At 58.6% G+C, this 26,650-nt stretch carries 30 protein-coding genes; 25 read left to right on the top strand and 5 right to left on the bottom strand.

Annotation, left to right across the window (positions count from 1 at the left end; translation table 11 throughout):
- Window positions 1–3 precede the first annotated feature (3 nt).
- From ACUUL3_RS14935 to ACUUL3_RS14955, 5 genes are read right to left on the bottom strand one after another with little or no spacing between them, the layout of a single operon-like run.
- Complete coding sequence (locus ACUUL3_RS14935; RefSeq protein ID WP_448552674.1) at window positions 4–1,686, bottom strand: sensor histidine kinase; 1,683 nt, start codon at window positions 1,684–1,686, stop codon at window positions 4–6.
- The gene (locus ACUUL3_RS14940; RefSeq protein WP_448552676.1) at window positions 1,683–2,039 is read right to left on the bottom strand and encodes a helix-turn-helix domain-containing protein; all 357 of its coding nucleotides are present in this window, start codon (window positions 2,037–2,039) and stop codon (window positions 1,683–1,685) included. Before ACUUL3_RS14940 ends, ACUUL3_RS14935 begins: the two co-directional genes overlap by 4 nt.
- Window positions 2,036–2,488: a response regulator gene (locus ACUUL3_RS14945; protein ID WP_448552678.1), complete on the bottom strand. Its 453-nt coding sequence runs from the start codon at window positions 2,486–2,488 to the stop codon at window positions 2,036–2,038. Before ACUUL3_RS14945 ends, ACUUL3_RS14940 begins: the two co-directional genes overlap by 4 nt.
- Entirely contained in the window at window positions 2,481–3,020 is a 540-nt protein-coding gene (locus ACUUL3_RS14950; RefSeq protein WP_448552679.1) for a hypothetical protein, read from the bottom strand. The genes ACUUL3_RS14945 and ACUUL3_RS14950 overlap by 8 nt, the downstream gene beginning before the upstream one ends.
- A gap of 24 nt (window positions 3,021–3,044) precedes the next feature.
- The gene (locus tag ACUUL3_RS14955) at window positions 3,045–3,446 is read right to left on the bottom strand and encodes a hypothetical protein (RefSeq protein ID WP_448552681.1); all 402 of its coding nucleotides are present in this window, start codon (window positions 3,444–3,446) and stop codon (window positions 3,045–3,047) included.
- 382 nt (window positions 3,447–3,828) lie between these two features.
- Between ACUUL3_RS14955 and ACUUL3_RS14960 the strand changes: the two genes are divergently transcribed.
- The 25 genes from ACUUL3_RS14960 (at window position 3,829) to gspD (ending at window position 26,593) form a co-directional block, all read left to right on the top strand.
- Complete coding sequence (locus ACUUL3_RS14960; protein WP_448552683.1) at window positions 3,829–5,208, top strand: sigma-54 interaction domain-containing protein; 1,380 nt, start codon at window positions 3,829–3,831, stop codon at window positions 5,206–5,208.
- Between the two features lie 65 nt (window positions 5,209–5,273).
- Entirely contained in the window at window positions 5,274–5,627 is a 354-nt protein-coding gene (locus ACUUL3_RS14965; RefSeq protein WP_448552684.1) for a NifB/NifX family molybdenum-iron cluster-binding protein, read from the top strand.
- Window positions 5,624–7,378, top strand: a complete 1,755-nt coding sequence (locus tag ACUUL3_RS14970) for a sensor histidine kinase (protein WP_448552686.1) — start codon at window positions 5,624–5,626, stop codon at window positions 7,376–7,378. The genes ACUUL3_RS14965 and ACUUL3_RS14970 overlap by 4 nt, the downstream gene beginning before the upstream one ends.
- Entirely contained in the window at window positions 7,365–7,754 is a 390-nt protein-coding gene (locus ACUUL3_RS14975; RefSeq protein WP_448552688.1) for a response regulator, read from the top strand. The genes ACUUL3_RS14970 and ACUUL3_RS14975 overlap by 14 nt, the downstream gene beginning before the upstream one ends.
- A gap of 114 nt (window positions 7,755–7,868) precedes the next feature.
- Window positions 7,869–8,375, top strand: a complete 507-nt coding sequence (locus tag ACUUL3_RS14980; protein ID WP_448552690.1) for a Na+/H+ antiporter subunit E — start codon at window positions 7,869–7,871, stop codon at window positions 8,373–8,375.
- Window positions 8,372–8,704 (top strand): monovalent cation/H+ antiporter complex subunit F, encoded by a 333-nt coding sequence (locus ACUUL3_RS14985; RefSeq protein WP_448552692.1) that lies wholly within the window; start codon window positions 8,372–8,374, stop codon window positions 8,702–8,704. The genes ACUUL3_RS14980 and ACUUL3_RS14985 overlap by 4 nt, the downstream gene beginning before the upstream one ends.
- The gene (gene mnhG / locus ACUUL3_RS14990) at window positions 8,698–9,069 is read left to right on the top strand and encodes a monovalent cation/H(+) antiporter subunit G (RefSeq protein ID WP_448552694.1); all 372 of its coding nucleotides are present in this window, start codon (window positions 8,698–8,700) and stop codon (window positions 9,067–9,069) included. Before ACUUL3_RS14985 ends, mnhG begins: the two co-directional genes overlap by 7 nt.
- 8 nt (window positions 9,070–9,077) lie before the next feature.
- Window positions 9,078–9,341, top strand: a complete 264-nt coding sequence (locus ACUUL3_RS14995; protein ID WP_448552696.1) for a hydrogenase subunit MbhD domain-containing protein — start codon at window positions 9,078–9,080, stop codon at window positions 9,339–9,341.
- Window positions 9,342–9,354: 13 nt separating this feature from the next.
- Complete coding sequence (gene mbhE, locus ACUUL3_RS15000; protein ID WP_448552698.1) at window positions 9,355–10,101, top strand: hydrogen gas-evolving membrane-bound hydrogenase subunit E; 747 nt, start codon at window positions 9,355–9,357, stop codon at window positions 10,099–10,101.
- Between the two features lie 111 nt (window positions 10,102–10,212).
- The gene (locus ACUUL3_RS15005) at window positions 10,213–10,605 is read left to right on the top strand and encodes a cation:proton antiporter subunit C (RefSeq protein WP_448552700.1); all 393 of its coding nucleotides are present in this window, start codon (window positions 10,213–10,215) and stop codon (window positions 10,603–10,605) included.
- Window positions 10,602–12,095, top strand: coding sequence for a monovalent cation/H+ antiporter subunit D family protein (locus ACUUL3_RS15010; protein WP_448552702.1), 1,494 nt, complete (start codon window positions 10,602–10,604; stop codon window positions 12,093–12,095). The genes ACUUL3_RS15005 and ACUUL3_RS15010 overlap by 4 nt, the downstream gene beginning before the upstream one ends.
- 30 nt (window positions 12,096–12,125) lie before the next feature.
- A complete protein-coding gene (locus ACUUL3_RS15015; RefSeq protein ID WP_448552704.1) occupies window positions 12,126–13,595 on the top strand; it encodes a monovalent cation/H+ antiporter subunit D family protein in 1,470 nt (489 codons plus the stop codon).
- A gap of 119 nt (window positions 13,596–13,714) precedes the next feature.
- Entirely contained in the window at window positions 13,715–13,990 is a 276-nt protein-coding gene (locus ACUUL3_RS15020; protein ID WP_448552706.1) for a hypothetical protein, read from the top strand.
- Window positions 13,968–15,785: a Na(+)/H(+) antiporter subunit D gene (locus tag ACUUL3_RS15025; RefSeq protein ID WP_448552708.1), complete on the top strand. Its 1,818-nt coding sequence runs from the start codon at window positions 13,968–13,970 to the stop codon at window positions 15,783–15,785. The genes ACUUL3_RS15020 and ACUUL3_RS15025 overlap by 23 nt, the downstream gene beginning before the upstream one ends.
- Before the next feature lie 166 nt (window positions 15,786–15,951).
- Window positions 15,952–16,377, top strand: coding sequence for a type II secretion system major pseudopilin GspG (gspG, locus tag ACUUL3_RS15030; RefSeq protein WP_448552710.1), 426 nt, complete (start codon window positions 15,952–15,954; stop codon window positions 16,375–16,377).
- Between the two features lie 70 nt (window positions 16,378–16,447).
- Window positions 16,448–18,127 (top strand): GspE/PulE family protein, encoded by a 1,680-nt coding sequence (locus ACUUL3_RS15035; protein ID WP_448552712.1) that lies wholly within the window; start codon window positions 16,448–16,450, stop codon window positions 18,125–18,127.
- Window positions 18,114–19,331 carry a type II secretion system F family protein gene (locus ACUUL3_RS15040; RefSeq protein ID WP_448552714.1) on the top strand — a complete coding sequence of 406 codons (1,218 nt, stop codon included), beginning with the start codon at window positions 18,114–18,116 and terminating at the stop codon, window positions 19,329–19,331. Before ACUUL3_RS15035 ends, ACUUL3_RS15040 begins: the two co-directional genes overlap by 14 nt.
- Window positions 19,332–19,333: 2 nt before the next feature.
- Window positions 19,334–19,780, top strand: coding sequence for a pilus assembly FimT family protein (locus tag ACUUL3_RS15045; protein ID WP_448552716.1), 447 nt, complete (start codon window positions 19,334–19,336; stop codon window positions 19,778–19,780).
- A 4-nt stretch (window positions 19,781–19,784) separates the two neighbouring features.
- Window positions 19,785–20,360 carry a PulJ/GspJ family protein gene (locus ACUUL3_RS15050; protein ID WP_448552718.1) on the top strand — a complete coding sequence of 192 codons (576 nt, stop codon included), beginning with the start codon at window positions 19,785–19,787 and terminating at the stop codon, window positions 20,358–20,360.
- 8 nt (window positions 20,361–20,368) lie between these two features.
- Window positions 20,369–20,704 (top strand): type IV pilus modification PilV family protein, encoded by a 336-nt coding sequence (locus tag ACUUL3_RS15055; protein ID WP_448552720.1) that lies wholly within the window; start codon window positions 20,369–20,371, stop codon window positions 20,702–20,704.
- A 13-nt stretch (window positions 20,705–20,717) separates the two neighbouring features.
- Window positions 20,718–21,698 (top strand): general secretion pathway protein GspK, encoded by a 981-nt coding sequence (locus ACUUL3_RS15060; protein ID WP_448552721.1) that lies wholly within the window; start codon window positions 20,718–20,720, stop codon window positions 21,696–21,698.
- The gene (locus tag ACUUL3_RS15065) at window positions 21,695–22,837 is read left to right on the top strand and encodes a hypothetical protein (protein WP_448552723.1); all 1,143 of its coding nucleotides are present in this window, start codon (window positions 21,695–21,697) and stop codon (window positions 22,835–22,837) included. The genes ACUUL3_RS15060 and ACUUL3_RS15065 overlap by 4 nt, the downstream gene beginning before the upstream one ends.
- Window positions 22,834–23,418: a type II secretion system protein GspM gene (gene gspM / locus ACUUL3_RS15070; RefSeq protein ID WP_448552725.1), complete on the top strand. Its 585-nt coding sequence runs from the start codon at window positions 22,834–22,836 to the stop codon at window positions 23,416–23,418. The genes ACUUL3_RS15065 and gspM overlap by 4 nt, the downstream gene beginning before the upstream one ends.
- Window positions 23,415–24,290 (top strand): hypothetical protein, encoded by an 876-nt coding sequence (locus ACUUL3_RS15075; RefSeq protein WP_448552727.1) that lies wholly within the window; start codon window positions 23,415–23,417, stop codon window positions 24,288–24,290. The genes gspM and ACUUL3_RS15075 overlap by 4 nt, the downstream gene beginning before the upstream one ends.
- An 86-nt stretch (window positions 24,291–24,376) precedes the next feature.
- The gene (gspD, locus tag ACUUL3_RS15080; protein WP_448552729.1) at window positions 24,377–26,593 is read left to right on the top strand and encodes a type II secretion system secretin GspD; all 2,217 of its coding nucleotides are present in this window, start codon (window positions 24,377–24,379) and stop codon (window positions 26,591–26,593) included.
- Window positions 26,594–26,650: the final 57 nt, after the last annotated feature.

Below are 26,650 nucleotides of genomic sequence, written 5' to 3' on the forward strand. Positions count from 1 at the left end.
CCTTCACCGGGGCCGGATTGGCAGGTTGACGCTGAAGACGCAGCCGCCCGCCCTGCCGTTGCGGGCTTCGATGGTGCCGGCCAGCCGCTCCACGATGCTGTAGGAAATGGAGAGACCTATGCCTGTGCCGCTGCCGGCCTGCTTGGTGGTAAAGAACGGCTCGAAGACCTTTTCCAGGGCCTCGGACGGCAGGCCCGGGCCGCTGTCGGCGATTTCCACCCGGATCTGCTCCGCGGTGTGGCTGGTGCTGATGGTGACCGCGCCGTCCTTGCCGATGGCGTCAAAGGCATTGTTCAGGATATTGAGGAAAACCTGTTGCAGCTGGGTGCTGTCCGTGACGATGGCGGGCAGGGCGGGGTCAAGGTTTCTGCGGATGGTGATCCGGTGCTTGCGCGCCTCATTTTCAAGAAAGGAAACCGTGTCCTCGAGAAGGGCGTTGATGCCGGTCGCGGTTTTCAGCCCTTCGGTGCTGCGGGAAAAGCCGAGCAACCGGTGGGTTATGGTGCTGGCCCGTTTGACCTGGCTGCGGATCTTCTGCAGGGAGGCCAGGTATTCTTCCTTATTCTTGAGTTCGGTCTGATTTTCCTCGGCGAGGAGTTCGTCGAGCCAGCCCGCCTGGTCGCCGATAATCTGGAGGGGATTGTTGATTTCATGGGCAACGCTGGCCGCCATCCTGCCGATGAGCGCCATCTTCTCCGAATGCCGGATGCGGTCATAGAGCTGCATCCGCTGCCGGTCGGCTCCTTCGACCCTGTTCAGCAGCGAGCGGGCCAGGGTGGTTGCCACGGCCAGGATGAGGATGGCGGCGGCACCGATAATGAGGTTGTCGCGGTTTCTGGCCCGGTAAAAATCGGCAAGCGAGGAATTGATGTCTGTTTTCAGCACCAGCAGCCAGTCGTTGTTCTGCATGCCGGCAACTGCGTAAAGATAGCCGGGGGCGTGATGGATGGTCGGGCCGCCTCCTGCCGAGAGGAGCGGTTTTTCTTCGGCGGGCAGGTGGGTTATGCCCAGGCGGCTCGGGGTTTGCAACTCCCCTTTTCGGTTGAGGATGAAGGCGTCGCCGCCGGGGCCTACTTCGGCGCTCGCCAGCAGGGCATTGAAGAGTTCCGAGTTGATGGTCGCCCGCAGGATCCAGGAACGGCTGGGGTCGGTTACGGCGACGATGAAATGCGGCACCCCGCGATAGCCGCTGAACACGTCACTCACATACCTGCCGCTCTGCATCACTTCGGCAAACCAGGGGGCCTCGGCATAGTTTTTGTTCTTCAGGTCTGCTGCATAGGGGCCCGTGTAGTTGAGGTGGGTTCCGTCTTTGCCGATGAGGCCCAGATCGATGATGACGCTGTTATGGTTCATGGCCTTGAAAATTTTTCCCAGATTATCCGGGGAGCTGAGCCAGGCCAGGTCGTAGAGCTCCACAAGGCCGGCAAGGAGATTTTCCTGGCTGGCGAGAAAAAGATCGACGATTTCCCTTCGGCTGGCGGCCAGGCTCTTCAGCTCGGCGCTGGTTTTGTCCTGCCAGGAGTTCTGATAAAAACGGGAGGCGGTCCAGCTGATGAAAACAAGGGGAATGATGGCCACCAGAATGACGGCCACGGCAAAAAGCTGTTTCTGCCCGGCATAATATGCCTCCCGGGAACGCACCTTCAGGGCGGCGCCGGGTATGGTGGCGGAGTAGATCTTCATGGGATGAGCGTCGTTGTTCGAGAGGGCATGTCCTGTGCGGGCTGGCTATCCGGGATGGTTGCGGCGAATTTCTTGAGTTTTCGCCACAGTGAAACCCGGTTGATGCCGAGCATTTCCGCGGCTTTGGCTCGGTTGCCGTCCACGTGGGCCAGGACCTTCTGCACGTATGTGCGTTCCAGTTCGAGCAGGGTGGGAAAAGCGTGCCGGTGGTCAGGGAAGTCCTCGGGCATGATCTTGTCGGCCAGGGGTTGGATCCGGATTTTTTCGCCGCTGACGATGAAGTAGCCGTTGGCGAGCACCGTCTGCGCTTCCCGACAGCCTGCATTCTTTGCGAAGATGGTTTTCTTTTTCATTTCCGGATCAGATCTCGTGCGGTTTCATATTCGCCGGCCTCGGCGAATGCGGCGGCGGTCGCCGTTGCCGCCAGGCCGGTTTTTTTCGCCTGGTGGGCCGCTTTGATGGTTGCCACGAGAACCTCTATCTCCACCGGTTTTTTCAGGTAGTCAAAGATGCCGAGCCTTCTCGCCTCGGCCTCGTCGAGGTCGTTGCCGTGCCCGGTCTGAATAATGACCTGGATGTTGGGATACATTTGCCGCACCAGGCGCAGAACCTCCATGCCGTCAATACCCGGCATCTTCAGGTCGAGAACCATGACATCCGGCTCCTTTTCGCCGACATAACCCAGGGCCTGCTCGCCATTGAGGGCGGTTTTGCTGCTCAGGTCACGCAGGTCAAGTCGTTCAGAGAGCGTCCGGACAAAATCTTCCTCGTCGTCTACCAGCAGTATTCTGATGTTATCCATGATCTGTTTCCTCGTTGGCATTTTTTCCTGCGGCGGCTGGGCCACGTGCTTCTTCCGGCTCCTCCAGGAGGGCAACCGCGGTGGCAAACTCGCCGGCCTGGGCAAAAGTTGCGGCGGCCATGGCGTCTCCGAAGCGTTGCAGGAGGGAGCGTTTCTTTTTCCGCCGCCTGTCCAGGGCGGCAAGGATCGTGCATTTCAGGGTTTCCGTGTCAAAGGGGGCGATGATCTCATCCGCGGCCCCGGCTTTCATGCCGGCAATGGCTGGCTGAATATTGTCGGGTCGGTTGATGAGAATCGCCTCGACTCCGGGCCATCTGCCCTTGACCGCATACAGAAAGGTCAAGGGTTTGCCTGTCTGTCCGCGGATATCGAGGAGAACGACCGCCATGCCTTCGCCGGCCTGGACCGTTGGGTTCTGGCAGTGGGCGGCGTGCATGCCCCATCGCTGCAGGATTGTTTTCATTGTTTCCGCAAAGGAGGCATCGTCTGAAACAATGAGGGCGCGGGCAGGCATGGCGGCTTGTTTCGCCATGGGTTTTTCGCTCCGTACCGATGGTTAGCGGGCCGATTCCACGGCGAAAACGCCATAGGTCATGCGCACTCTGGACAGCCCCAGGGCGGCCAGATAATCGTTGGCGCTTGCCGAGGCGGCGTTCACTCCATGCACCAGATTTGCCGCGAAGTCGTGCTGGCCGGCCTCGGCAAAGACGGCTGCCATGAAGAGGTTTTCCACCGGGCTGATTTCCCGGTTGCAGAGAATGGCCGGGATCATCTCGAGGGCGGTGTCGGCCTGGTTTGCCTCGGCGTAGGCTGCCGCCATGAAGGTCTTGCTGATCCAGCCTGTCTCCATGTTGGCGGGTTCATTGGGCGCCATTCTTTTTGCCGTCTCCCATTCTCCCGCCTCGGCGAAGGTGATGGCTGTCATCCATTTCTGAAAGGTGCTGGCTGATTTGTTCATGGCAACCTCCGACGTCTCGTGATGATTCCGTGTTGTTGAAACAGTTGGTCTTTGGGTAATCAATTTTCGTGCCAGATAAAAAAATACAATAATAACAATATGATGATGTTTTTCTCCGGCTTGGGTGGTCGGGGTGACGGCGATGTTTGGAACATGATGAAACATAATGAATCATTATGGCCGCCGCGGGCGGGCAGCCATGCGCGGGAATCCATTGGGTGGTTGCCGTGTCGTTCCCCAGTCAGGTCATTTTCCCCATGTTTCCGGCCGGAAATAAAAGAGATTGACTTTTGTTCCCGAGATCCGGTACATGAAACATATCGGGACATGATGGAACATTGGGCCCCCGGATACAGGACGGCTCCGCAGGGAAAAGGTGGATATGGCCTCTCAGGGAAATTTTCTGGGCATATTGAATGCGGTGCCGCATGGTATGGCCCTGCTCGACAGCGGCCTGCGCATTGTCGAAATCAACCGCTTTCTCGAGGCCCTGGCCGGCTGCGCAGGCGAGGAGGTGCGCGGCATACACTGGGATTATGTCGTCCGCAGCAATTTCGGGAAAAACAGCGCGGTATTGAAAAACGTTTTGGCCAGCGGCATTCCCTGCTGCGTCGAGGGGGACATTCTGGGCTTGAACCGCAGGAAGACCCCTGTGCGCTTCACTGCCACGCCGCTTGCTGGCAAGGAGGGGACCGGGGCGGCCCTGGTTCTTGTTCTGGAGGACATGACCGCCTTCCGGGCTATTGAGCGAAAAAAAGAGCTGGGTCCGGCCAGAGGGATTCTCGGCCACAGCCCGAAGATGCAGGAGATTTTGGCGCTGTTTCCCGTGCTGGCTCACACGGATTCCTCCCTGCTGATCACCGGCGAAACCGGGACCGGAAAGGATGTGCTGGCCGAGGCCATCCATCACGCCTCAAAGCGCGGCAATTGTCCGTTTATCAAGGTGAACTGCGGCGCGCTTCCCGAGAGCCTGCTGGAATCGGAATTGTTCGGCCATGTGCGCGGGGCCTTCACCGGGGCGCATGCCGACAAACATGGCATGTTCCAGCTTGCCCAGGGCGGTACCATCTTTCTTACCGAAATCGGCGATCTCCCCCTGCCGCTGCAGGTGAAGCTGCTCACCGTGCTGGATGACCGGGAATTCTTTCCGCTGGGCAGCCAGAAAAAGGTCAAAGTCGATGTGCGGCTCATCACCGGCACCCATCGCGATCTGGGCCAACTTGTCCAGGAGGGTAAATTCCGGGAAGACCTTTTTTTTAGGCTGAATGTCCTGCGGGTGCATATGCCGCCCCTGCGTGAACGGGACGGCGACGTGCGACTTTTGCTCGACCATTTTCTGCAGTTGATTTCTTCGTCAATCAACAAGGGGCCGGGCAAGATCTCCGCCAAGGCCTTGCAGATCCTCTGTCGTTACCATTATCCCGGCAATATCCGCGAACTGAGGAATATCATCGAATACGCGGTCAATATCAGCCGCGGCGGGGTTATTGGCCCGGAACATTTGCCTCCCCAGGTGGTGGTTGCGGGAAAAAGCATTGCGCCATCCGTGGGGGCGGAAAGAAAGGAGAGCGGGGAGCAAGGGGCATATCCGCATTTCCGTTCCCAGGTGCCCGGGAATGCTACGAGCTGGCGCGAGATCGAAAAGCAGAAGATTCTTTCCGCTCTATTGCAGGCAGGAGGCAGTCGCGGCGGGGCGGCAAAGGCGTTGGGCTGGGGCCGGACAACTTTGTGGAGAAAGATAAAGGAATACGGGCTTGAGTAATAACAGCGGCAGAGCCTGAGGTGTTTCCCTGGCCAAATCAGGGGGGGCGACCCGGGAGAGCGGACATGAAAATACTTGTGACCTTGCGGAACAGCGACGTTGCCCCGCGGTTTGATCTGAGCACGGAAGTCCTCATCGCCACGGCCAGTCACGGCGAGCTTGCGGGCGAACCACGGACCGTGCTGCTGCCTGGGCCCTCCAGTGACGAACTGTGCAGCCTGATCATCAAGGAGAACATTTCCCTGGTGATATGCGGCGGCATCGAGGAGGCGCATTTTCAATACCTTGGCTGGAAGAAGATCGAGGTGATTGATCGGGTCATAGGGCCTGCGGACAAAGCCTTGTTGCATGCCGTGACCGGCAAGTTGAGGCCGGGGGCCGTTATCCGTCCGGAAACCGGGGGGAGGGAAAAGGGATGAAGAGAAAGTATTCCCTGCCGGCGGGATTTCCGGTTTTTTGCGCGCACAAGGATAAAAACATCTCCAGCGAGATCCGCTACCGGTGCATGCGGCGCAGCCTGCTCATCATCATGATGGCAATTACCCTCACCCCCCTGGCCATAGCCTCCGGTCTCAATTTCGTGCAGTATCAGCAGCTGCTGCGGGAGGATTCCTATGCCAACGCCCGCTGGAGCGCGGAAAGCGCCCGGGCGACCATTGATGCCTTTCTTGAAAAGCTTGAGGCCGCGATCATTGTCGTGATCGACACATACAGCTTTGAGGAGCTGAGCGATTACCGGAAGCTCGATCAGGTTTTCAAGCAGCTTAAAAAGGAGCATCAGGGTCTGGTTGACCTCAGCGTCATCGGCTCGGACGGGATACAGCGGGCATATGTCGGGCCGTATCGGCTGACGGGCAAGGATTACAGCGACAGCGACTGGTTTCACACGGCGTTGACCAGGAAAATTTATGTCAGCGAGGTGTTCATGGGGTTCCGCAATGTGCCCCACTTCGTGGTCGCCGCCAGCAAGAAAGCCCCCAGCTCAAACGAGTTCTGGATCTTCCGGGCCAGCATCGACACCGAAACCCTTGACCGTTTCCTTGCCACGGTGAACACCGAAATGGTGGAAGATGTTTTTCTGGTTAATGAAAAAGGGCTGCTGCAGAGCGCTTCCCGCTATCAGGGCGGGGTGCTCTCCCGGTACCAACTCACCGACAAACCGAAGCAGAGCGGTATTCTGCTCAGCGAGGAGTTGCGCGGAGACGGCGTATTTTACCGGGCGGTCAGCCGGATCAAAAACACGCCCTGGCTGCTGGTTCTGGACCAGCAAAGCTACGCAAAGCGCAAGATTTGGCATTTTTTCAAGGGGCGTCTGCTCTTTACCCTGGGTCTCTGTTCCGTGCTCGCAGGCTGCGTCGTGATCTGGCTTTCCGGTTTTCTGGCCGGAAAGCTCAAGGAGGCGGATGAGGCGCGGGATGTGATCCTTTCGGAAACGGAGCACACCAACAAGCTGGCCTCCATCGGGAGACTGGCCGCCGGTGTTGCCCATGAGATCAACAACCCCCTGGCCATTATCGGGGAAAAAGCTGGTCTGATGGAAGACCTGCTCGGCCTTGACGAGAGCTTCAGGCACCGGGAAAAATTTCTCGCCCAGCTGCAATCCCTGCAGGGTGCGGTGGGGCGGGCCAGGGCCATAACCCACCGGCTTCTTGGTTTTGCCCGCCGGATGGAGGCCTCGCTGACCCTGGTCCCTCTGAACGAGGTGATTCACGAGGTCTTGAGTTTTCTCGAAAAAGAGGCATCCTATCGCAATATCCACATCATTCTGCAACTGGCTGAGAACCTGCCGGCCATCCGCGGAGACCACGGGCAGCTGCAGCAGGTTTTTCTCAACATCATCAACAACGCCATTGATGCAATCGGCAACCACGGAGAAATTCATATCACCTCGGGCCTCAATGACAGAAAAAAAGTTATGGTGGCGGTTTCCGACACCGGTCCCGGGATGGCGCCGGAAATAGAGAAGAAGATATTCGAGCCTTTTTTTACGACCAAGATGAACCAGGAACAAAAAGGGACAGGTCTTGGCTTATCGATCACCTATGGGATTGTGAAAAAAATGGGCGGCGAGATCGAGGTGAGCAGCGAGGTCGGAGTGGGGACCACCTTTATTCTGACCTTTCCGGTTTATGTTGAAGGCGGTGAGGTGGAAGCAAATGGCCAAGGGTAACATTCTGGTGATCGACGACGAGGTGGAGTTCGGCGCAACCCTGGCGGAGCGCCTTGAGCTGCGTGGATTTGCGGCAAGGGCGGTGCGCGGGGCGGAGGAGGCCATGGCGCTGCTTGCCTCCGGTTGGCTGCCGGAAGTGGTATTGCTCGATCTGATGATGCCGGGGATCGACGGCCTGGGCACCCTGGCCTTGATCAAAAAGCATAATCCGAAGATACAGGTGATCATCCTGACCGGGCACGGCTCAACGGAAAGCGCCATCCTCGGCATGCAACGCGGGTTGTTCGATTATCTCATGAAGCCGGTTGATATCGGTGAGCTGATCGAGAAGATCAGCCAGGCCAGCGAAGGGGAAGGCTCGGTGCGCGCGGGTTAGGCCGCAGTTTTCCGGACAATTCCATTTGACGGAAAGGGGTTTCGTAATATACATTTAGAAAAATTTGTAAAAATGTTGCCTCCTTGTCCCCCAAAAGGATTCTGAGAAAAATAGATGTTTACCTTCGCAACCTTTGTCGTCCTTGCCGGGGCCTGGCTCCTGCTCTCGGGAAAATTCGACGCCTTTCATCTTGCCCTGGGCGGCATCTCCTGCCTGCTCGTGGCCCTTATCTCCCAGGATCTTCTCTTTCAGGAACGCAAAAAGGGGTTTGTCGCGAGGTTCGGCGAGGCGCTGCGCTTTGTTCCTTACTGCTTCTGGCTTCTCTGGCAGATACTGATCGCCAATTTCCATGTCATTCTGCTGGCCATCTCCCCCCGTCTCTGCAAGCGGGAGCTTGATCCGCACATCTTCACCTTCCGGACCAGGCTGAAAACCGATTTCGGCAAATTCGTGCTGGCCAACTCCATCACCCTGACCCCTGGCACGGTGACCATCCGCATCGACGGCGATGAGTTCTACGTCCATGCCATCAGCCGGAAGGCGGCCGGCGACCTGCTGGCAAGCGAGACGATGAGTGAAATGGAGCGCCGGGTGGCCCGGGTTTTCGAGGGAGGACGATGATGCACGGAAACATTGCCGACAGCACCATGGAATTTTTCTTTATTCTCTCCGGGATCCTTTTGCTGCTATTCATGTTCATGCCGCTCTACCGCGCCATCTGGGGACCCACCGTCATCGACCGCCTGGTGGGGGTCAATGTGATCGGCACCAAGACGACCATCCTGATCATCATCATCGGCACCCTGTATAACCGGGTGGATATGTTTGTCGATATCGCCCTTACCTATGCTCTGCTCAACTTCATCGCCTCCCTGGCCGCGGCCCGTTTTTTCCAGCGGCACAGGGACGTGGGCCTGGAAGAGGACCGGGCCGGAGGGCAATCATGCTGAACGCGCTTATCATGGCCTCCATGCTCCTGGGCCTCTTTTTCTTCTTCGGCACCTCCGTGGGCCTCATCCGTTTTCCCGATTTTTACTCGCGCATGCATGCGGCCGGCAAGGGAGACACCCTCTCCTCCATCCTGCTCCTGGCCGGGCTCGCCCTCTACAACCTGCACCATCTTTCCGTGGATACCGTCCTGGTGAGCGTGAAGATTCTCTTCATCGTGGTTTTCATCTTCATCGCCAGCCCCACGGCCACCCATGCCATCATGGACGCGGGCTTCGAAGCCAAGGTCAAGCACTGGACCAAGCGCCGGGAGCAGCGTGGCCCCTGGCAGGGCGAAGAGCGCCGCAAACAGGAAAGACACCCCTAGGAGACCTGATGAGCTGGGATGCGAGCCTTCTCTGGCAGTTTGACGTGCTGATCATACCCATGGTGATTCTCTGCGCTTTGGCCGCCCTGACCATCAGGGATCTGGTGAGCTGCGCCATCATCGGCGGCGCCTACAGCTTTCTCATGTGTCTGCTCTGGACGGAGATGCTCGCCGTGGACGTTGCCTTTACCGAGGCGGCGGTGGGCGCCGGGGTAAGCACCGTGCTTCTGCTCGGCACCGCCTTGCACATCAAGAGAAAGTCCAAGGACTGAGAAAGGGCTGAAAGTGAAAAAAATTGCACTGCTCATAACCCTCGCCGTAGGCCTGCTCATGGTCGCGGCAGCCGATGATTTCCCCAACTGGGGCGAGGCCCATACCCCGGCCAACGACTACCTTTCCCCCTACTACATTGAAAATTCCCTGGCAGAGACCGCGGTTCCCAATATCGTCACCTCGGTGCTCGCCGATTACCGCGGTTATGACACGATGTTTGAGACCACGGTCATCTTCTGCGCCGGCATCACCGTGCTCGCGCTCCTGCGCAGGACCCGGCGGAAAAGGCCCAAGGTGGTCCGGCCGCGGCCGGACCGGCTCGGCGCCGATGTCATTCTCCAGTCCGCCTGCCGGCTTCTCGTCCCGGTCATGCAGATCTTTGCCTTGTACGTGCTCGCCCTTGGCCATCACAGCCCTGGCGGCGGTTTTCAGGCCGGCGTCATCCTGGGCGCGAGCTTCATCCTTCTGGCCCTTGCCTACGATCTCAAGAGCGTGCTCAAGCGGCTCAAGGAAAACACGGTGCTGAAGATGAGCGCCATCGGCGTCATCATCTATGCCGGCATCGGCTTCCTGTGCCTGCTCCTGGGCGAGAATTTTCTCGCCTATGCGGCCCTGAAGGTTTTCGGCTTCAGCGAGGTCATGTCCCACTCGCATGGCATCCTCGGGGTGGAAGTGGGAGTGGCTGTCACCGTCATGGCCATCATGTTTTCCCTCTATGTGGATCTCGCCTCGGGCGGCGACCTGGACGAAGGGTTGTGATGACAAGGCAGAATGGGAAATGCCGAATGAAAAATGGTGGAGTTCCGGGGCTGAACAACCGGCGCGGCCTCCTGCCGGGGTATTCTGAATTTTTAAATGCATGATGAACCTATGACCGAACTCTTACCATACATAGTCGCGAAATATAACTACTGGGCCGCCCTGATCCTGCTGCTCATCGGTCTCTATGGCATGATCGCCAAGAACAACCTCCTGAAAAAGGTTATTGCCATGTCGATCTTCCAGTCGGCCATCATCCTCTTTTATGTTTCCATCGGCGACAAGAGAGGCTCCACCATCCCCATCCTCCTCCACGGCCAGGGGGAGCATGGCGCCGCCATCGATCCCAGCCTCTATGCCAATCCCCTGCCCCATGTCCTGATGCTCACCGCCATCGTGGTCGGCGTTTCCACCCTCGGTGTGGCCCTGGCCGTCCTGCAGAAGATTCATCGGGTGCACGGGACCATTGAAGAAGATGAAATTTTAGAGAGCATAGAAGAATGATGGCAGCGCAGTATCCCGTTCTCATCCTGATCATTCCCCTGTTGACCGCGTTTGCCATCTCGCTTTTCGGGAGCAGGCGCGACAGGCTGGCCTACGGCCTGCTTCTGGCCGCCATGGCCGGCTCTTTTTACGCGGCCCTGCAGACCCTGCTCCTGGTGCTGGACACCAACATGCCCGTTCATTACCGACTTGGAGGGTGGGCCCCGCCCTACGGCATCGAACTGGTCATCGACCATCTTAACGCCATGGTGCTCTGCATGATCAGCGGCTGCGCGCTGCTCACCGCGATCTATTCCCTGCCCACGGTGCGGGAGGAGATCCCGGATCGCATCCATCATTACTACACCCTCTACTGCCTGCTGGTCACCGGGCTGGCCGGCATGGTCGCCACCGGCGATGCATTCAATCTCTATGTGCTCCTGGAGATCTCGGCGCTCTCCAGCTACGCCATGCTGGCCCGCGGTCGCGGCAATGCCTATTACGCCACCTTCAAATACATCATCATGGGCACCATCGGCGCCTGCTTCTATCTGCTGGGCGTGGGCTACCTCTATATCAAGACCGGCACCCTGAACATGGCGGACCTTTTCCGCCTCCTCTCCACCGACGAGATGCAGCATTCCATCACCATCCGCATCGGCTTCATCCTCATCATCCTCGGCATCTGGATCAAGATGGCTTTTTTTCCGCTGCACGGCTGGCTGCCCAACGCCTATACCCGGGCCGCCACCACCACCAGCTGCCTCATCGCCCCGCTGATGACCAAGGTCTCGGTCTACATCATGCTCCGGCTCATGTTTTCGGTCTTTTCCGTGGATTTCGTCTACGGGGTCATTCCCTGGCATGAACAGGTGGTCTGGCTGGCCAGCCTGGCCATTGTCGCGGGCTCCATCTCCGCTCTGGCCCAGCGCAATCTCAAGAAGATGCTCACCTATATCATCGTCGCCGAGGTGGGCTACATGGTGGGCGGCGCCTGGCTGGCCAACGAAAGCGGGCTCACCGGCACGGTCTACCATATTTTGAGCGACGCCCTCATGACCCTCTGTCTCTTCATGGCCGTTGGCGCCATCATCCATAAAACCGGGAAAAGCTCATTCGCCGCCATGGAGGGCGTTTTTCACAAGATGCCGGTTACCTCGGCGGTTTTCATCCTCGGCGCTTTCTCCATCATCGGCATCCCGCCCACCTGCGGTTTTTTCAGCAAATGGTATCTGTTGAAAGGCGGCATCGAGACCGGGCAATGGCTCTTTGTCGGGGCCCTTCTTTTTTCGAGCCTCATCAATGCCATCATTTTTTTCAGGCTCATCGAGCTCGCCTATTTCGGAGATTTCTCAGGGCACGGCCAGCATGCCCGGCCGGAGCGGGACGAAGCGCCGGCCGTCATGCTGGTGCCCATGGTGCTGACCGCGGCCTCGCTCATCATTATCGGCCTCTATACCAATGAAATAGTCAGCGGCATTGTCCAGTGGACAATTCCGGCCGGACTCTAATCAAGCGCAAAGGCAAAGAACCGACACGCCATGGATCAACTCCCCTTTCTCCCCGCCACCCCGGCCCTGGCCATCCTTGTTTCCCTCGCGGTGGTGCCGTTTATCTACTTAAACGATACCAGGCCGAACATGCGGGAGGCATGGACCTTTATCGCGGCCTTCATCAAGTTTTACCTGATCCTCTCCATGGCGGGCTGGATCCTGGCGGGCAACACCCATACCTACGAGATCTGCCGCATCCTGCCCGGCCTTTCCCTTACCCTGACCGTGGACGGTTTCGGCATGCTCTTCGCCCTGGTGGCCTCCTCCCTCTGGATCGTGACCTCCATCTACTCCATCGGCTACATGCGGGGCTTAAAAGAACATGCCCAGACCCGCTATTTCATCTGCTTTGCGGTGGCGCTTTCCGCCACCATCGGCGTGGCCTTTGCCGGCAACCTCCTTACCCTCTATCTCTTCTATGAGATCCTTTCCCTTTCCACCTTTCCCCTGGTCACCCACCACCAGGATGAGGAGGCGCGCTCCGGCGGCCGCAAGTATCTGACCTATCTGCTCTCGACCTCCATCGGCCTGGCTCTGCCCGCCATGCTGATTACCTACACCCTGACCGGCTCCCTCGATTTCAACAGCATGGGCGTTTTCCCTTCCGATACGGCCAAGCCCCTGCTCACCATATTGCTTTTGATGTTCATGTTCGGCTTTGCCAAGGCCGGGATGATGCCGCTGCATTCCTGGCTGCCCGGCGCCATGGTGGCGCCGACCCCGGTTTCCGCCCTGCTTCATGCCGTGGCCGTGGTCAAGGTCGGGGTTTTCAGCATCGTCCGGGTGATCACCGGCATCTTCGGCATCAACCTGCTGGCCGCGACCAACCTCAATACCCTGATCTGCGTGATCGCCGCCTGCACGGTGCTGACCTCCTCCCTCATCGCGCTTTCCCAGGACAATCTCAAGCGGCGGCTGGCCTTTTCCACCATCGGCCAGCTCTCCTACATCATCCTCGGCGCCGGGCTGGCCTCGGCCCTGGGGGTGAAGGGGAGCATGCTGCACATCGCCATGCACGCCTTCGGCAAGATCACCCTCTTCTTCTGCGCCGGCGCCATCTTCGTCGCCACCGGCAAGAAGTACATCAGCGAGATGGTGGGCATCGGCAGGCGGATGCCGGTAACCATGTTCGCCTTTTTCGTCGGCGCCTTGAGCGTTATCGGGCTGCCGCCGGCCGGCGGGCTGATCAGCAAGCTCCTCATGGTGCGCGGGGCCTTGCAGGCGGAGATGTTCTGGGTGCTGGTCGTTTATCTGCTCAGCTCGCTGCTCAATGCCGCCTACTTTTTGCCCATTGTCTACAAGGCCTTCTTCTGCACCCCGGAGGAATCGCAGTTTGACAACCGCATCGGCGAAGCGCCCCTCGGCTGCATGTTGCCGCCGGTGCTCACCGCGATCATGAGCGTGGTGCTGTTCTTCTGCCCATGGCTCTTTTTTGATTTTGCCAATCTGATGTATTGAAGAAGGCGGATTGGCGGCCACTTCGCGAAGGCGCTGTTGCCATGGCCTCTCTGCTTTTATGTTGCGGACCTGTTGCTGTTTGAGGTCGTTACGAGTTTATCTTGGGTCAGGACCAGGACATGAAGATGAAAAAGGATATCCCCATCGACGGCGGCTATTTCGACCGGCCGGAAATCAAGAAGAAGCTCTGGCTCCTCCTCTGGGGGATCTGCATCCTCTCGCTGGTGCTGGAGCTGTTTGTCCACCGGCATCCCCATTTTGAACAGGAGAATTTTTTCGGCTTTTACGCGCTGCTGGGTTTTGTGGCCTGTTCGCTCTGTATCCTGGCGGCCAAGGGGCTCGGTTTATTTTTAAAGGCAGAGGTGGGCTATTATGACGACGATGACGCTCAGTAACCTGCCTCCGGGCCTGATCCTGATTTTCGGCGCCCTGCTGGTGCCGCTTCTCAAGGGCCGGCTCAAAAATCTCTATGTCATCCTCCTGGCCGCCCTGGCTTTTTTCCAGGTGCATCAGCTTCCCGAGACGGCGCGCCTTTCCTTCTCTCTCATTGACTTTCAGTTGGAGCTCCTGCGGGTTGACAAGTGGAGCCGCGCCTTCGGCTATATCTTCACCCTGAATGCCTTTGCCGCCTTTCTTTACGGCTATTACGAAAAGAGCGCCAGCCAGTTTTTCAGTGCCCTGCTCTATATCGGCAGCTCCCTGATGGTGGTTTTCGCCGCGGACCTCATCACCCTCTACTTCTTCTGGGAGGCCATGGCCATCACCTCGGTCTATCTGATCCTGGCCAGGAAAACGAAAAAATCCTACCAGGCCGCCTTCCGTTATGTGCTGGTGCACGTGTTCGGCGGCCTGGTGCTGCTGGCCGGCATCATACTCACCATTCACGAGACCGGCTCCATCGCGTTCTCCGCCTTTGACCCCAGGCACGCCAGCCTGGGGTCCTGGCTGATCATCGCCGGCTTTCTGGTCAACGCCGCCTCGCTGCCCTTTTCCTCCTGGCTGCCCGATGCCTATCCGGAATCGACGGTGCTGGGCGGGGTGATTCTCAGCGCCTACACGTCGAAAACCGCGGTCTATACCCTGATCCGCGGTTTTCCAGGCTGGGAGATCCTCATTGTTCTCGGCTGCGTCATGACCATCTACGGGATCATCTATGCCCTGCTTGAAAACGACATGCGCCGCATCCTGGCCTATTCCATCATCAATCAGGTCGGCTTCATGGTCTGCGCGGTGGGCATCGGCACGCCTCTGGCCTTAAACGGCGCGGTGGCGCATGCCTTCTGCCACATCATCTACAAGGCGCTGCTCTGGATGAGCGCCGGCGCCGTGCTCCATCGCACCGGCAAAAGCAAGTGCACGGAACTGGGCGGCCTCTACAACACCATGCCCTGGACCCTGACCTTCGGCGCCATCGGCGCCATGGCCATCTCGGCCGTTCCCCTCACTTCCGGCTTTACCAGCAAGACCATCATCCTCGCCGCCGCCGCCAACCAGCATCTCTTCTGGGCCTGGCTGATCCTCGAAGTGGCTTCGGCCGGCGTATTTCTCCACGCCGGCATCAAGTTTCCCTACTTTGTCTTTTTTGCCAAGGATAAGGGGCTCAGGCCGGCGGAGGCGCCGAAATGCATGCTGGCCGGCATGGGGCTTCTCTCCTTCCTCTGCATCTATCTTGGCATGTTTCCGGAACGGCTCTACAATATCCTGCCCGACACCGAGCTGGTGAAGTCGGTGATGCCCCATACCTTTACCGACATCTATCTCGGCCATTTCGCCCACGTGGTTACGCAGACCCAGATGCTCATCTTTTCGGGCCTGGTCTTTTTCCTCTTTTTGCCCATGCTGAAGCGGACCGATACCATTGCCATCGATCTTGACTGGTTCTATCGCCGGGGCTGCGCCCTGGTCTATGCCATGCTCGATGAATGGCTGAACGGCCTCAACGCCTGGGCCAACCGCACCCTGGCCTCGGGGCTGACGAAAAAGCTCGCCTGCTTCTACAAGGATGGCCCGGCCCGGCTGGTCATGGCCGTGGCCAAGCCGACCTGGGAGCTGACCGGTATCGGCGCCGAAGAGGCCGCCCTTGCCGAGGCGCGGTTTCTTGCCCGCTTCCGCGCCGGTTTTTTCAGCGTCGGCAGCAGCGCGGTCTTCGTGCTGATCCTTTTTCTGTTTTTCTTCATCCTTTTGGCCTAACAGCGCTCCGCTGAAGGGAAATAGGCTTCTTTTGCCGCTTGTCTCGCGGATTTAACGGGCTTTTAGCTTGACAGGGCTGTTTCTGCCATTGTAAGCATATGAAATATCTATGTGAATTTCTGTCCATTGGGGAAGAAAAAGCAAACATCAACTCGTGATTAGGAATATGGACAAGCAGACAAAGCAAAAAAAGCAGGGCGGCTTCTCCCTGATGGAGTTGCTGATCGTCATGGTCATTCTCGGTCTCATTGCTTCCCTGGTCGGGCCGAAACTTTTCGGCAAACTTGGCAAGGCTCAGCAAAAGGCGGCGAAAACCCAGATCGAAATGCTGATGACCGCTCTCGATGCCTTCCGGCTTGATGTGGGCCGCTACCCGAATCAGCAGGAGGGACTCGCCGCCCTGGTGACCAATCCCGGCATAGAGAAGTGGGAGGGCCCCTATCTGAAAAAGGCCGTTCCCAACGATCCGTGGGGCAATCCATACAGCTATCGGATTCCCGGGGAGCATGGCGAGTTGGACATCTACACCTACGGACAGGACAACCAGCCTGGCGGCGAAAAAGAAAACGCGGATGTGGGAAGCTGGGAATAACCCCGGCACTCCCGAAAGAGCCGCGAGATGACCGCTTAGGCCTTGGCGCGCATTCGGGCTGGCGCATACTATGCTGAATGCCTTTTTTCATAAGAAAGAAAAAATCGGCACCCTGCTGGTTCAGCAGGGCAAGCTGCAGCCCAACCAGCTGGAGCGGGCCCTGGCCCATCAGGAAACCGTTCAGCACCGTCTCGGAGAAATCCTCATCTCCCTGGGGTACATCGGCGAAGATGATCTGACTGCCGCCCTGGCCGAGCAGATCGGGGGCAGCCTCTACACCCCCCTTGAAGACGATCAGGTGATCACCGCCAATATCTCCACCAACTTCCTGCGCATCAATCCCTTCCTCATGGTCCAGCGCGGCGACCCGCCCAGCCTGCTGCTGGTGGCCAGCGATCCTTTCAGCAACGATATCCTTTCCGCCTGCGAAACCCTGAGTGCCGGGGCCTCCTTTACCCTTGAGCTCATGGCTGAACCGAAGCTCAAAAAAAGCCTGGAAAAACATTTTGCCATCGCCGAGCAGCCCGAAGGCGCGATCGTCATGGACGAGGCCGACATCGACAAACTCAAGGACATGGCCACCGAGGCGCCGGTCATCAAGTACGTGAACAACCTCATCGGCGCCGCCCTTACCCGGCGCGCCAGCGATATTCATGCGGAGCCCTTTGAGGACGGGCTCAAGATCCGGTTTCGGATCGACGGCATACTCCATGATTTCGAAATCCCTCCCCATGCCATCCAACCGGCCATCATCTCCCGGATCAAGCTCCTGGCCGGTCTTGATATCGCCGAGCGCCGCCTGCCCCAGGACGGCAAGATTTCCATGCGGGTTTCCGGCAAGGAGATCGATCTGCGTGTTTCCTCGCTGCCCACGGTCTTCGGGGAAGGGATTGTCATCCGTATCCTGGAGAAGGCCGCCATCATTCTCGATATGTCCTCCCTGGGCATGCCGGAGAAGATCGACGAGCAGTTCCGCAAGGCCATCTCGCAGCCGGATGGGATTCTTCTGGTCACCGGCCCAACGGGCAGCGGCAAGACCACCACTCTGTACTGCGCGCTTAACCACATCAACACCGGCAACAATAAGATCATCACCGTGGAAGACCCGGTGGAGTATCAGTTGCACGGGATCAATCAGATCCAGGTCCGCCCGGACATCGGCCTCACCTTTGCCCAGGGGCTGCGCTCCATCGTGCGGCAGGATCCGGACGTGATCATGATCGGCGAGATCCGCGATCTGGAAACCGCGGAAATCGCCGTGCAGTCCTCTCTCACCGGTCATATGGTCCTGAGCACCCTGCATACCAACGATGCCGTTTCCGCGGTGATGCGGATGATCGATCTCGGGGTGGAGCGGTTTCTCATCGCCTCCTCCCTGCGGGGCGTCCTGGCCCAGCGGCTGGTGCGGCGGATCTGCCCGCACTGCAAGGTGGAGGACGGCAGGCTCAGCGATACCGGCTTTAAGTCCCCGGATGGCGAGGATTTTCCCATCTATAAGGGGAGCGGCTGTGATTCCTGTTCCGAGACCGGCTATACCGGCCGGATCGGCCTCTACGAGTTTCTCGTCAGCAATGACGCCATGGCCCGCGGCATCACCAAGGGGCTGGATCTGGTTGAGCTGAGAAAGGTCGCCGAGGCGAGCGGCTTTACCCCCATGTTCAGAGACGGTTTAGCCAAGGTGCGGCAGGGGCTCACCACCTTCAGCGAGGTGGTGCGGGTCTGCAGGGGAACGGAAAATGAGGAGCTTTAAATACGCGGCCCTTGATGGTGACAACCGGTTGCAGGAAGGGGTCCTCGATGCGCTCGACCAGAGCGAGGCGGCAGCCCGCCTGAAAAAACAGGGGTATCGCCCCCTCTCCATCCGGGAGCAGCGGGGCAGCGCCTTCTCCTTCGATATTTTCAGGCATCGCTTCCGGCAGGAGAAACTCACCAGGGCGGACATTGATTTTTTCACCAATCAGATCGGCCTGCTTTTGCAGAGCGGGCTTGCCCTGGACCATGCCCTGCGGGTCATGAAGCGGCACAGCAACAAGCCCGCCTTCCAGAGGTTTGTCGGTGAGCTGGAGCAAAAAATCAAGGAAGGCAAATCCTTTTCCCAGGCCCTTTCCGATTACCCCCACTTCTCGTCCATGTATATCAACATCGTCCGGGCCGGTGAGGAGGGCGGCATCCTGCCGGCCATGCTCATGCGAATCGCCAGCTATCAGGTTGCCTTCCAGGAGTTGAAGCAGTATGTCATCTCCGCCTCTATTTATCCGCTTTTTCTCCTGGTGGTCGGCTTTGGCGCCATCATCATCCTGCTCACCACCATCCTGCCCCGGTTCGAGATTCTCTTTGAGGGCATGGGACAAGAGCTGCCGGGGCATGTCGCCATGCTGATGGCAACGGCAAAGCTGATCAGCAGTCACCCCTTCCTCACGGCGCTGGTGCTGGCAGGACCCCCGCTCGGCGCGGTGAGCTATCTGAAAAGCCCGGCCGGCAAAGCCCGCTTTGACCGGTGGTCCTTGAAGATCCCGGTATTGTCCGGTTTTGTCCGGAATCTGGAGACAACCCGCATCTTCCGGACCATCGAGGTCCTGGTCAACAACGGGGTGCATCTGGCCTCGGCGCTCAAGATCGGCAGCGGGGTGGCGATGAATGCCGAATACCGCCGCCTGCTCAACAATGCCACCAGGGCACTGAAGGAAGGGCGTCGCATTGGCCAGCGCCTGGGCGACGAGAAGCTCTTTCCCGAATTGGCCACCGAATTGCTGGCCATCGGCGAGGAATCGGGAAGGGTGGGGGAGATGTGCGGCCAGATCGCCGACCATTTTGAAAAGGAGCTGAAAACCAGAATCAAACGGTTGACCGCCATGGTGGAGCCGATCTTTATCCTCCTCATCGCCGTCATTGCCGGATATGTGGTGGTCTCCATGCTTTCGGTCATCCTGAGCATCAACGATATTGCCGGCTGAGGATGGATATTTCCGGAAATGGCAGCCGGCATCTCGGCCGGCGAGGGTTTTCGCTCATCGAGCTGCTCCTCGTCCTGATGCTGCTGGGGATCATCGCCGGGGTGGCCGCCCCCGCCACCGGCCGCTTTCTTGACAGTTTGCGCTTCCGGGAGCAAACCGCGGAACTCCTGGCCGCGATCCGCTATGCGCGTCTCATGGCGGTGGGAAGGGGCAGGCCGGTGCATCTCCATTTTGTCCCGGAGGAGAAGGCGCTCTTTTTCAACGGGGCGGTGACGGAACGCAAACCACTCACCCTGGCGGAGAACGGGGAAGTTGTTTTCACCCCGGAGATCCTGACTTTTTACCCGGACGGGCTGGCGACTCCTGCCCGCCTGGTGGCGCGAAGCGGCCGCCGCTCCGCGGAGTTTGTCGTGGACCCGTTGACCGGGATCCCGGCGCGGGAGGAGTAGTTTCATGGGCAGGATGCCGGCGAGGATAACAGGCCAGCAGGGTATCACCCTTTTTGAGCTGTTGGTTGCGGTGCTGCTCTTGGGCATGGTCAGCACCATGATCTATTCGGTGCTCAATGTGGGGATCGGTTTCAGCAGCAAGGGCGAAGAACGGATCGCAAGCATGGCAAGGGAACAGAGCCTGCTCAATCTTCTGCGCCGACAGGTGAGCTGTGCCTGGTACGACATGCGCCAGAACAGGATACGGATTTCAGGGGAAGAGAACCTGCTTCGCGTCGTCACCCGGCAGCCGTTTCTGAACCGGGGGGCCGGCACGGTTCTCGCCGTCTACCGGTATGACGAGGTGTCGCAGACCCTCTACTATCTGGAAAAGAAGGATTATTACAATATCGATTACGGCGAGGAGTATCGGCCGGATTTGAGCGAGATGGAGCCGATATATTCCGGGGGCGGGCCGCTTTTCCTTGCCTGGAACGAAGAGGTTGGCGCCGTGACCGCCAGGGTGGGCGAGCGGGAATATCTTTTTTCCCCTAAATGCCTGCCGCAACTGAAAAATATTACTTTAAGTATGAGACGGTAACAGCCGACATGGTGAAAAAAGGCGGAACAGTGCGCCGGCAGTGCGGCGGTCGGCAGGGATTCACCCTTTTTGAGGTGCTTGTTGCCGTGCTCATCCTCAGCATGGCCTACGTGGCGGTATTGCAGAATTTTTCGCAGTCCATGGCCAATATTTTTCATCTGGACAACCGCAGGGCCGCCGATCTGGAGGAATCCATCGCCTTTTCCGCACTGCTGCGGGAAAGAGGCGACGTCAGCCGTTCCGCACCGGCGGGCGAGATTCTTGTGGAAGGACAGAAATTTGTCCTCCGGAAAATTTTTAGTGACGGCGGTGGATTGGAAACCGTCACCCTTGAAAAGCGTTGAGGCTATGGTGGCAATGACCCGAGAAGAAAGGAGGCCGGCTGCCGGCATAACCCGCAACAGCCAGGGCTTTGCCCTGCTGGTTGTCATCGTGGTTCTGCTGCTCACCAGTTTTCTTGCCTCTCAGCTCATCCTGGCCGTGCGCACGGAACAGCGTATCACCTTCAATGCCCGGGTGCGTAATCAGGCCGCCATGCTCTCGGAGGCCGGGGTCAATATCGCCCTCTTCCGGCTCATGGACAAGCCCCTTGCCCTGGAGGCGGAAGAAGAATACGGCGCTCTGCGGGCCGGAGAGGAGTACGAGGCCTTTCTTGAGCAGGGCAGGGTGAGCTATCATGCCGCCAATGAATCCGGCAAGATAGATCTCAACACGGCGCCCTCCGGACTTGTCGAGCTGTTTTTGCAGTACCATGGACTCTCCCCCGACGAGAGCGCCATCGTCATGGACTCCCTCCTTGATTGGCGTGACACCGACACCCTGCATCGGGTTAACGGCGCGGAGCAGGATTATTACCAGACCTTGCCGGGGCCCTATATTCCCCGCAACGGCAGAATCGAAGACCCGGCGGAGTTTTTCCTGATTCGCGGCACCGCCCGTCTTGCCGGCAGATTTGACCCCCTGGAGGTCTTCACCGTCAGCAATACCGAGAAAAAGATCAACCTCAACAGCCTCACGCCGGCCATGCTGGATTTTGTGGTGGCAGGCGATGTGGACCGGCGCAAGGCCTATTTTGATGCGAAGGAGGTCTACGCCACGCTCAATCCGGCCATGGCCATGCAGATCATCGGTGAAGAGCGCTTTCGCGAATTGGAGCCTTTCCTCGGCTACAGCGAAGGCGCGGCCAGCCGTATCTTCAGCATAACCGCCACCGGCCAGCCCGGCGTTACGCCGGACACGGAAGATCCGCAAGCCGCCATGGGCGTTACCGTCCAGGCCGTGGTGCGTCTGCTGGCCAACGGCTATCAGATACTCGCCTGGAAGGAGCGATATTCATGAGAGGGGTGGAAATGCTGGTCACGAGCCAGGGCATGATCCGTATCGGGGGAGGCGAGCAGAGCGCGGCCGGGCAGCGCTTGCCCGCCGGCCGATTGGCAGGCCTTCTCGGCAAGGTGGGCCTGAGCCCTGACAGCGAAGCGGCCGCGGTGACCGTCTATGTCGCTGAGGAGCTGCTTTTCTGCAAGAGTTTCACGCTGCCGGCCAAGACCCCGGCGGTCAAGGAAGCCATCCGGTACCAGCTCGACCAGCTTTTGCCTTTTCCTGAAGAAGCCTATTTTTACAGCTACAGCGCCGAGCGGGAGGAGAAGGGTACCCGGGTGACGCTCTACGCCGTGCCCAGGGAGGTGATCGAAGTCCATCTGCGGGAACTGAGCGACGGCGGCCAGACCATAGCCGGCCTCTTCCCCTTGAGCCAGCGCTACCTCGGCCGCGGCCGGCGCAAGGAGCAATGGAGCCTGCTCCTGCCCGGGGCTATCGCCAAGATGTATACCTTCCGCAAGGGGCGTCTCCGTGAACGTCTTCTCTGTCCTTCCCCGCCGACTTTTGCGGAAGCCGTGGCCCTCGGCGGCAGTGATGTCGTTTATTGCCCGAACCCTGCGCCGGAGAGCGGCTTCGCCGACGCGGATGTCCTGCTGGTCGAGGCGCCCCTTGGCAAGGATTTTAATCTGTTGCCCCTGGGCTATCGGAGGCCGGATTATTTCAAGATTTTTGTCAGCGCCCTGGCCCTGCTCAATGTTCTCGCCCTCTTCCTCCTGCTCGGCCTCAAGGAGTACCGCTTTCATCAGACCAGCGCCCGGGTGGATGCGGAGATAATGAAACTGCAGCCGGAGATAAAGAAGATTTCCGCCCTGAACAGCCAGGAAAATGAACTGGAGAAAGGGATTTCCCGGTTTGAGGAATTGGGCGGGAATCCGGACCTCATCGCCATGTTCTCCCATCTGACCGCAAAGCTGCCGGCCTCCGCGTATCTGGATCAGATCCGGATGGAGAAAAGGGATGGTCCCATCATTATCGACGGCTACGCCGATGACATGACCGATCTTTCCCAGCGTCTGCAAGGGTTCGGCGAGGTCCGGCTGCGCTCGACAAGCCGGCGCAACAATAAAAACTATTTTCAGCTGGAGCTTACCCTGCCGTGAAGCTGCTCGTTGATTTTTTCAACCGGTTTGAGCGTCGCCATCTGTTGGTTGGCGTGGCCGCCGTGCTTCTCCTTCTGAACCTGGGCCGCTGGGGAGTGGATTATGTGAACGCCCGCCAGGAGGAGTTGGCCGGCCGCATGGATTTGCTGGCGCAATACCAGGAGGCGGTCCGGCGGTTGCCGGAGATCGAGCGCAGGGTCAGCCTGAAGTCGAGGCGGCAGCAGCAGCTGGAAGCCTTGCTATTTGCCGGCGACAGCGAAGAAAAGATCGCCTCCTCCATGCAGATTTCACTGCAGTCGCAGATCAGCAAGGCGGGGCTTGAGCCGGAATTTATTCAGCCGGTTCGTTCTGGCGGCGGCCAGGCCATCGACCGGCAGGGGCATGGTGACCTTGCCATCAAGATCCGGATGTCCGGCTCTTTGAACGACTTCGCCAAGTTCCTGCAGATTCTTTATGCAAGCAATCAGCTGTTTTTGATAGAGAATTATACCATCAAGCCATTCAGCCAGGGTGAATTGAAAATTTTCATGGAGGTACGGGGCTATTATAAAATCAGCAAGACAGGGGACAAACCGGCATGAGAATCAGATTGGCCATTACCGTTCTCTTGCTGTTCGTCCTGCTGGCCCAGGTCCGCGCCATGGTGGTGGCGCTGGGGCCTGTCTCGCTGCCGGCCCCTGCCCCGCCGGAAACCAAAGCACCGCTGGAAGCCAGGGCGCTGCCGGCCGACCGATCCATCAGTTTGCAGCCCGCGCCGCCAAGCCGGATGCCTGATTTCAACGAGGGTTACATCTTCAATGCCGAACGCAGTCTCAAGGGCGGCGGCAAGAACGGCCAGGCTCAAACCGTGGAGAATATCGATATAGCCAGGATTCAGTACAGCGGTTCGATTATCACGGCGGCAAGCACAAAGGCCCTGCTCAGTTACGGGGGGGGCATCCCCCAACAGCAGGGCCTGGTCCGCGGCAGGATGCCTGCTCCTCAGGCGCAGAAACAGGGATTTCTCCAGGTTGTGGTCGGAGATACGGTCGGCGGATATAAGGTTGCGGAAATTTTACCGGAAAAGATCGTCTTCAGCCGCGGCGGCGAAAAGATCGAAAAATTTCTCTATGACCGCAACAAGGAACGAGCAGTTGCGCCTCCCCTTGCCACTCCGGCGCGGGGCAGCGGCAAAGAGCAGGTCGCCGCGCCTGCGTCTGAGACTCCGGATGGCCATGATGGCGGAGGACGGCAAGGTGCTCCGCCCGAGGAAGGGCAGGCCATGACGCCTGCAACCACCCCGTTGCCCGATGAGCAACGGCCGGCGTCCACTGCGGCGAATCCGGCGGTTCAGCAGGCGCCCAATGCGGTGAAGCCGGCGGTCAGGCCGGCACCGTACCCTCTGCCGACGACGCGGCCCATGATTATCCCGGGAAAGCTGCCGTCGCCGGTGAAGAAAAATGGCAGCCCGTAAGGATTGCCTTGTATAACATATTGAAAATTTGTAAAAAAATAGCGTATCATGAAAGAGCGACGCAGAAAAGCAAAGGAAATCCTTCAATGAAGCGCCTTCATATCCAGATAATGATCAGCCTCCTGCTCCTTGTCTTCGCCTTTGGCTGCAGCCCGCAGCCAAAGACCCGCCCTTGGGTAGACCTCCAGGAAGTCGGAGCCGAGGTTGAAAAAAGCAGAAAGGAAAACCCGGTTCTCGAAGCGGAAGAAAAGAAAGGGCCTGGCAAGCCCCGGGTTACCGAGATGACGGATAACCGGGACAGCGGCAACGAGTATCTGCAAAACGTTGGCGCCGCCGGCAGGCAGGAGAAAAAAGAAGTGGTTGAGGGCGGCGTCGTCCTCAATTTTGACAATGCCGACATCTACGAGTTCATTCAGGTCATCACCGAGACGCTCAACATCAACTACATTGTCGACCCCAAGGTCAAGGGGACCGTCAATATCCGTTCCGGGCAGACAATCGGCACCGAGCAGCTCTTCGGGGTATTCCAGAAAATACTCCATATCAACGGCCTGGATGTGAGGAATGAAGGCGACTATTATTACATCTATCCGAGCAAGGGCGGGAGTCCGGAAAGGATTTACGGGCCTGGGGAGGCTGGGTCGCTTTCGGAATCCTCCCGCATGGTCATGCAGATCATTCCGGTGGTGCATCTTTCCTCCGCCGAGGCGCAGAAGCTCATCGAACCCTACCGCTCCGAAGCCGGCACCCTCTACAACCTGACCAGCCAGAATACCCTGATCGCCTACGATTTCGAGAGCAAGGTGCTCGACATGGTGAGCGTCCTTGCCCGCCTGGACATCTCGCCGCTTTCGGCGATGAAGGTGCGGTTGATCCGGGTGGAAAACGCGCCGCTCTTCACCCTGCGCGATGAGCTGCAGGAAATCCTCGCCGCCCTGGCCATCAATCCCAAGGAGCATGAAGGCGTAACCCTCATTCCCCTGGAGCGGGTGAACTCCATGCTGCTGGTCAGCAAGAGCGAACAGCTGCTGGACAATACCGACCGCTGGATCCGGGAGCTCGACGTGGTGCCGGTGGAGGGGCGGGACAATATCTATTTTTATAATGTCCGTAATTCCGTAGCCTCGGAGTTGGCGGAACTGGTTACCTCCCTGATCGAGGGGGACACCACCGCGAAAACCGGGGATTCGGCCTTTGCGAAGAACATTTCCGGAGAAGCGGGGGCCTCCGGGCTGAACAAGACCGCGGACAGCGATCCTTCCCGGCCGGAAGCCGCCGGGGCCGCCGCCTCCCTGGCCAGACCGGCCGCCAGAAAGGCCGCGGGCACGGGGGATAAAAGCGCCAGCCTCCGTTTTGCTGGCGAGCCTCTGCTTCTGGCTGATGACAGCCGCAACATCATCCTGATCCGTGCCCTCACCCCTGACTACACCCGGTTGGTCAAACTGCTGGAGCGGTTGGACAATCTGCCCCGCCAGGTGCTCATCGAGGTGCTGGTGGCCGAGGTCCGTCTGAGCGACTCCTGGGAGTTCGGCATTGAGTGGGCCTTGAAAAACAACAAGCTGAAGATAAACGACTCGCAATATCGCCAGGAAATCAACACCAATTTTGCCAATGTCGCCGCGGCTGGGGAGAAGGTATACGGGGTTGCCTATTCAATCTTCAACAGCAGCGACCAGATTGTCGGTCTTCTCAATGCCCTGGCCTCGGAAACCGATGTCTCCCTTCTCTCCTCTCCCCAAGTTCTGGTGCTGAACAACGAGGAGGCCACCGTGAACGTGGGCGATCAGGTGCCCATTGTCACCACCGAAACCGAGCGGGTGGGGGTGGATACCCCGACCTATGACAAGACCGTGCAGTATAAGGATACCGGCACCATTCTCAAGGTCACCCCCCGCATCAACTATGACGGCGTCATTATCCTCGATATCAATCAGCAGGTGAGTCAGGCCACCACCAATGAGACTTCGGGCATCAATTCGCCGGTCATCTCCACCCGTGAACTCAAGACAAAGCTTGCGGTCAAGGACGGTCAGTCCATCATGATGGGCGGGCTCATTTCCAAGGATAACAATAATACCGAGAGCAAGGTACCGATTCTGGGCGATATTCCGCTGCTGGGCTGGATGTTCAAATATCAGAAAGAGTCGGCGGCCAAGACGGAACTGCTGGTGATGATCACCCCTTACGTCATCGAATCCGATGACGTTCTGGACCAGTATGTCAAAAAGTTTCAGGAAAAGATGGCCGGCTTGCGCAAGGAAATTACCGAAAAGCCCAAGGTGAAGAGTAATTCCGAGGAATAGCGGTGGGGAGAATGGGCATAAAAAAAGCCGGCGGGAAGCCGGCTTTTTTTATGCAGA

This window comes from Thiovibrio sp. JS02, from assembly GCF_053485635.1.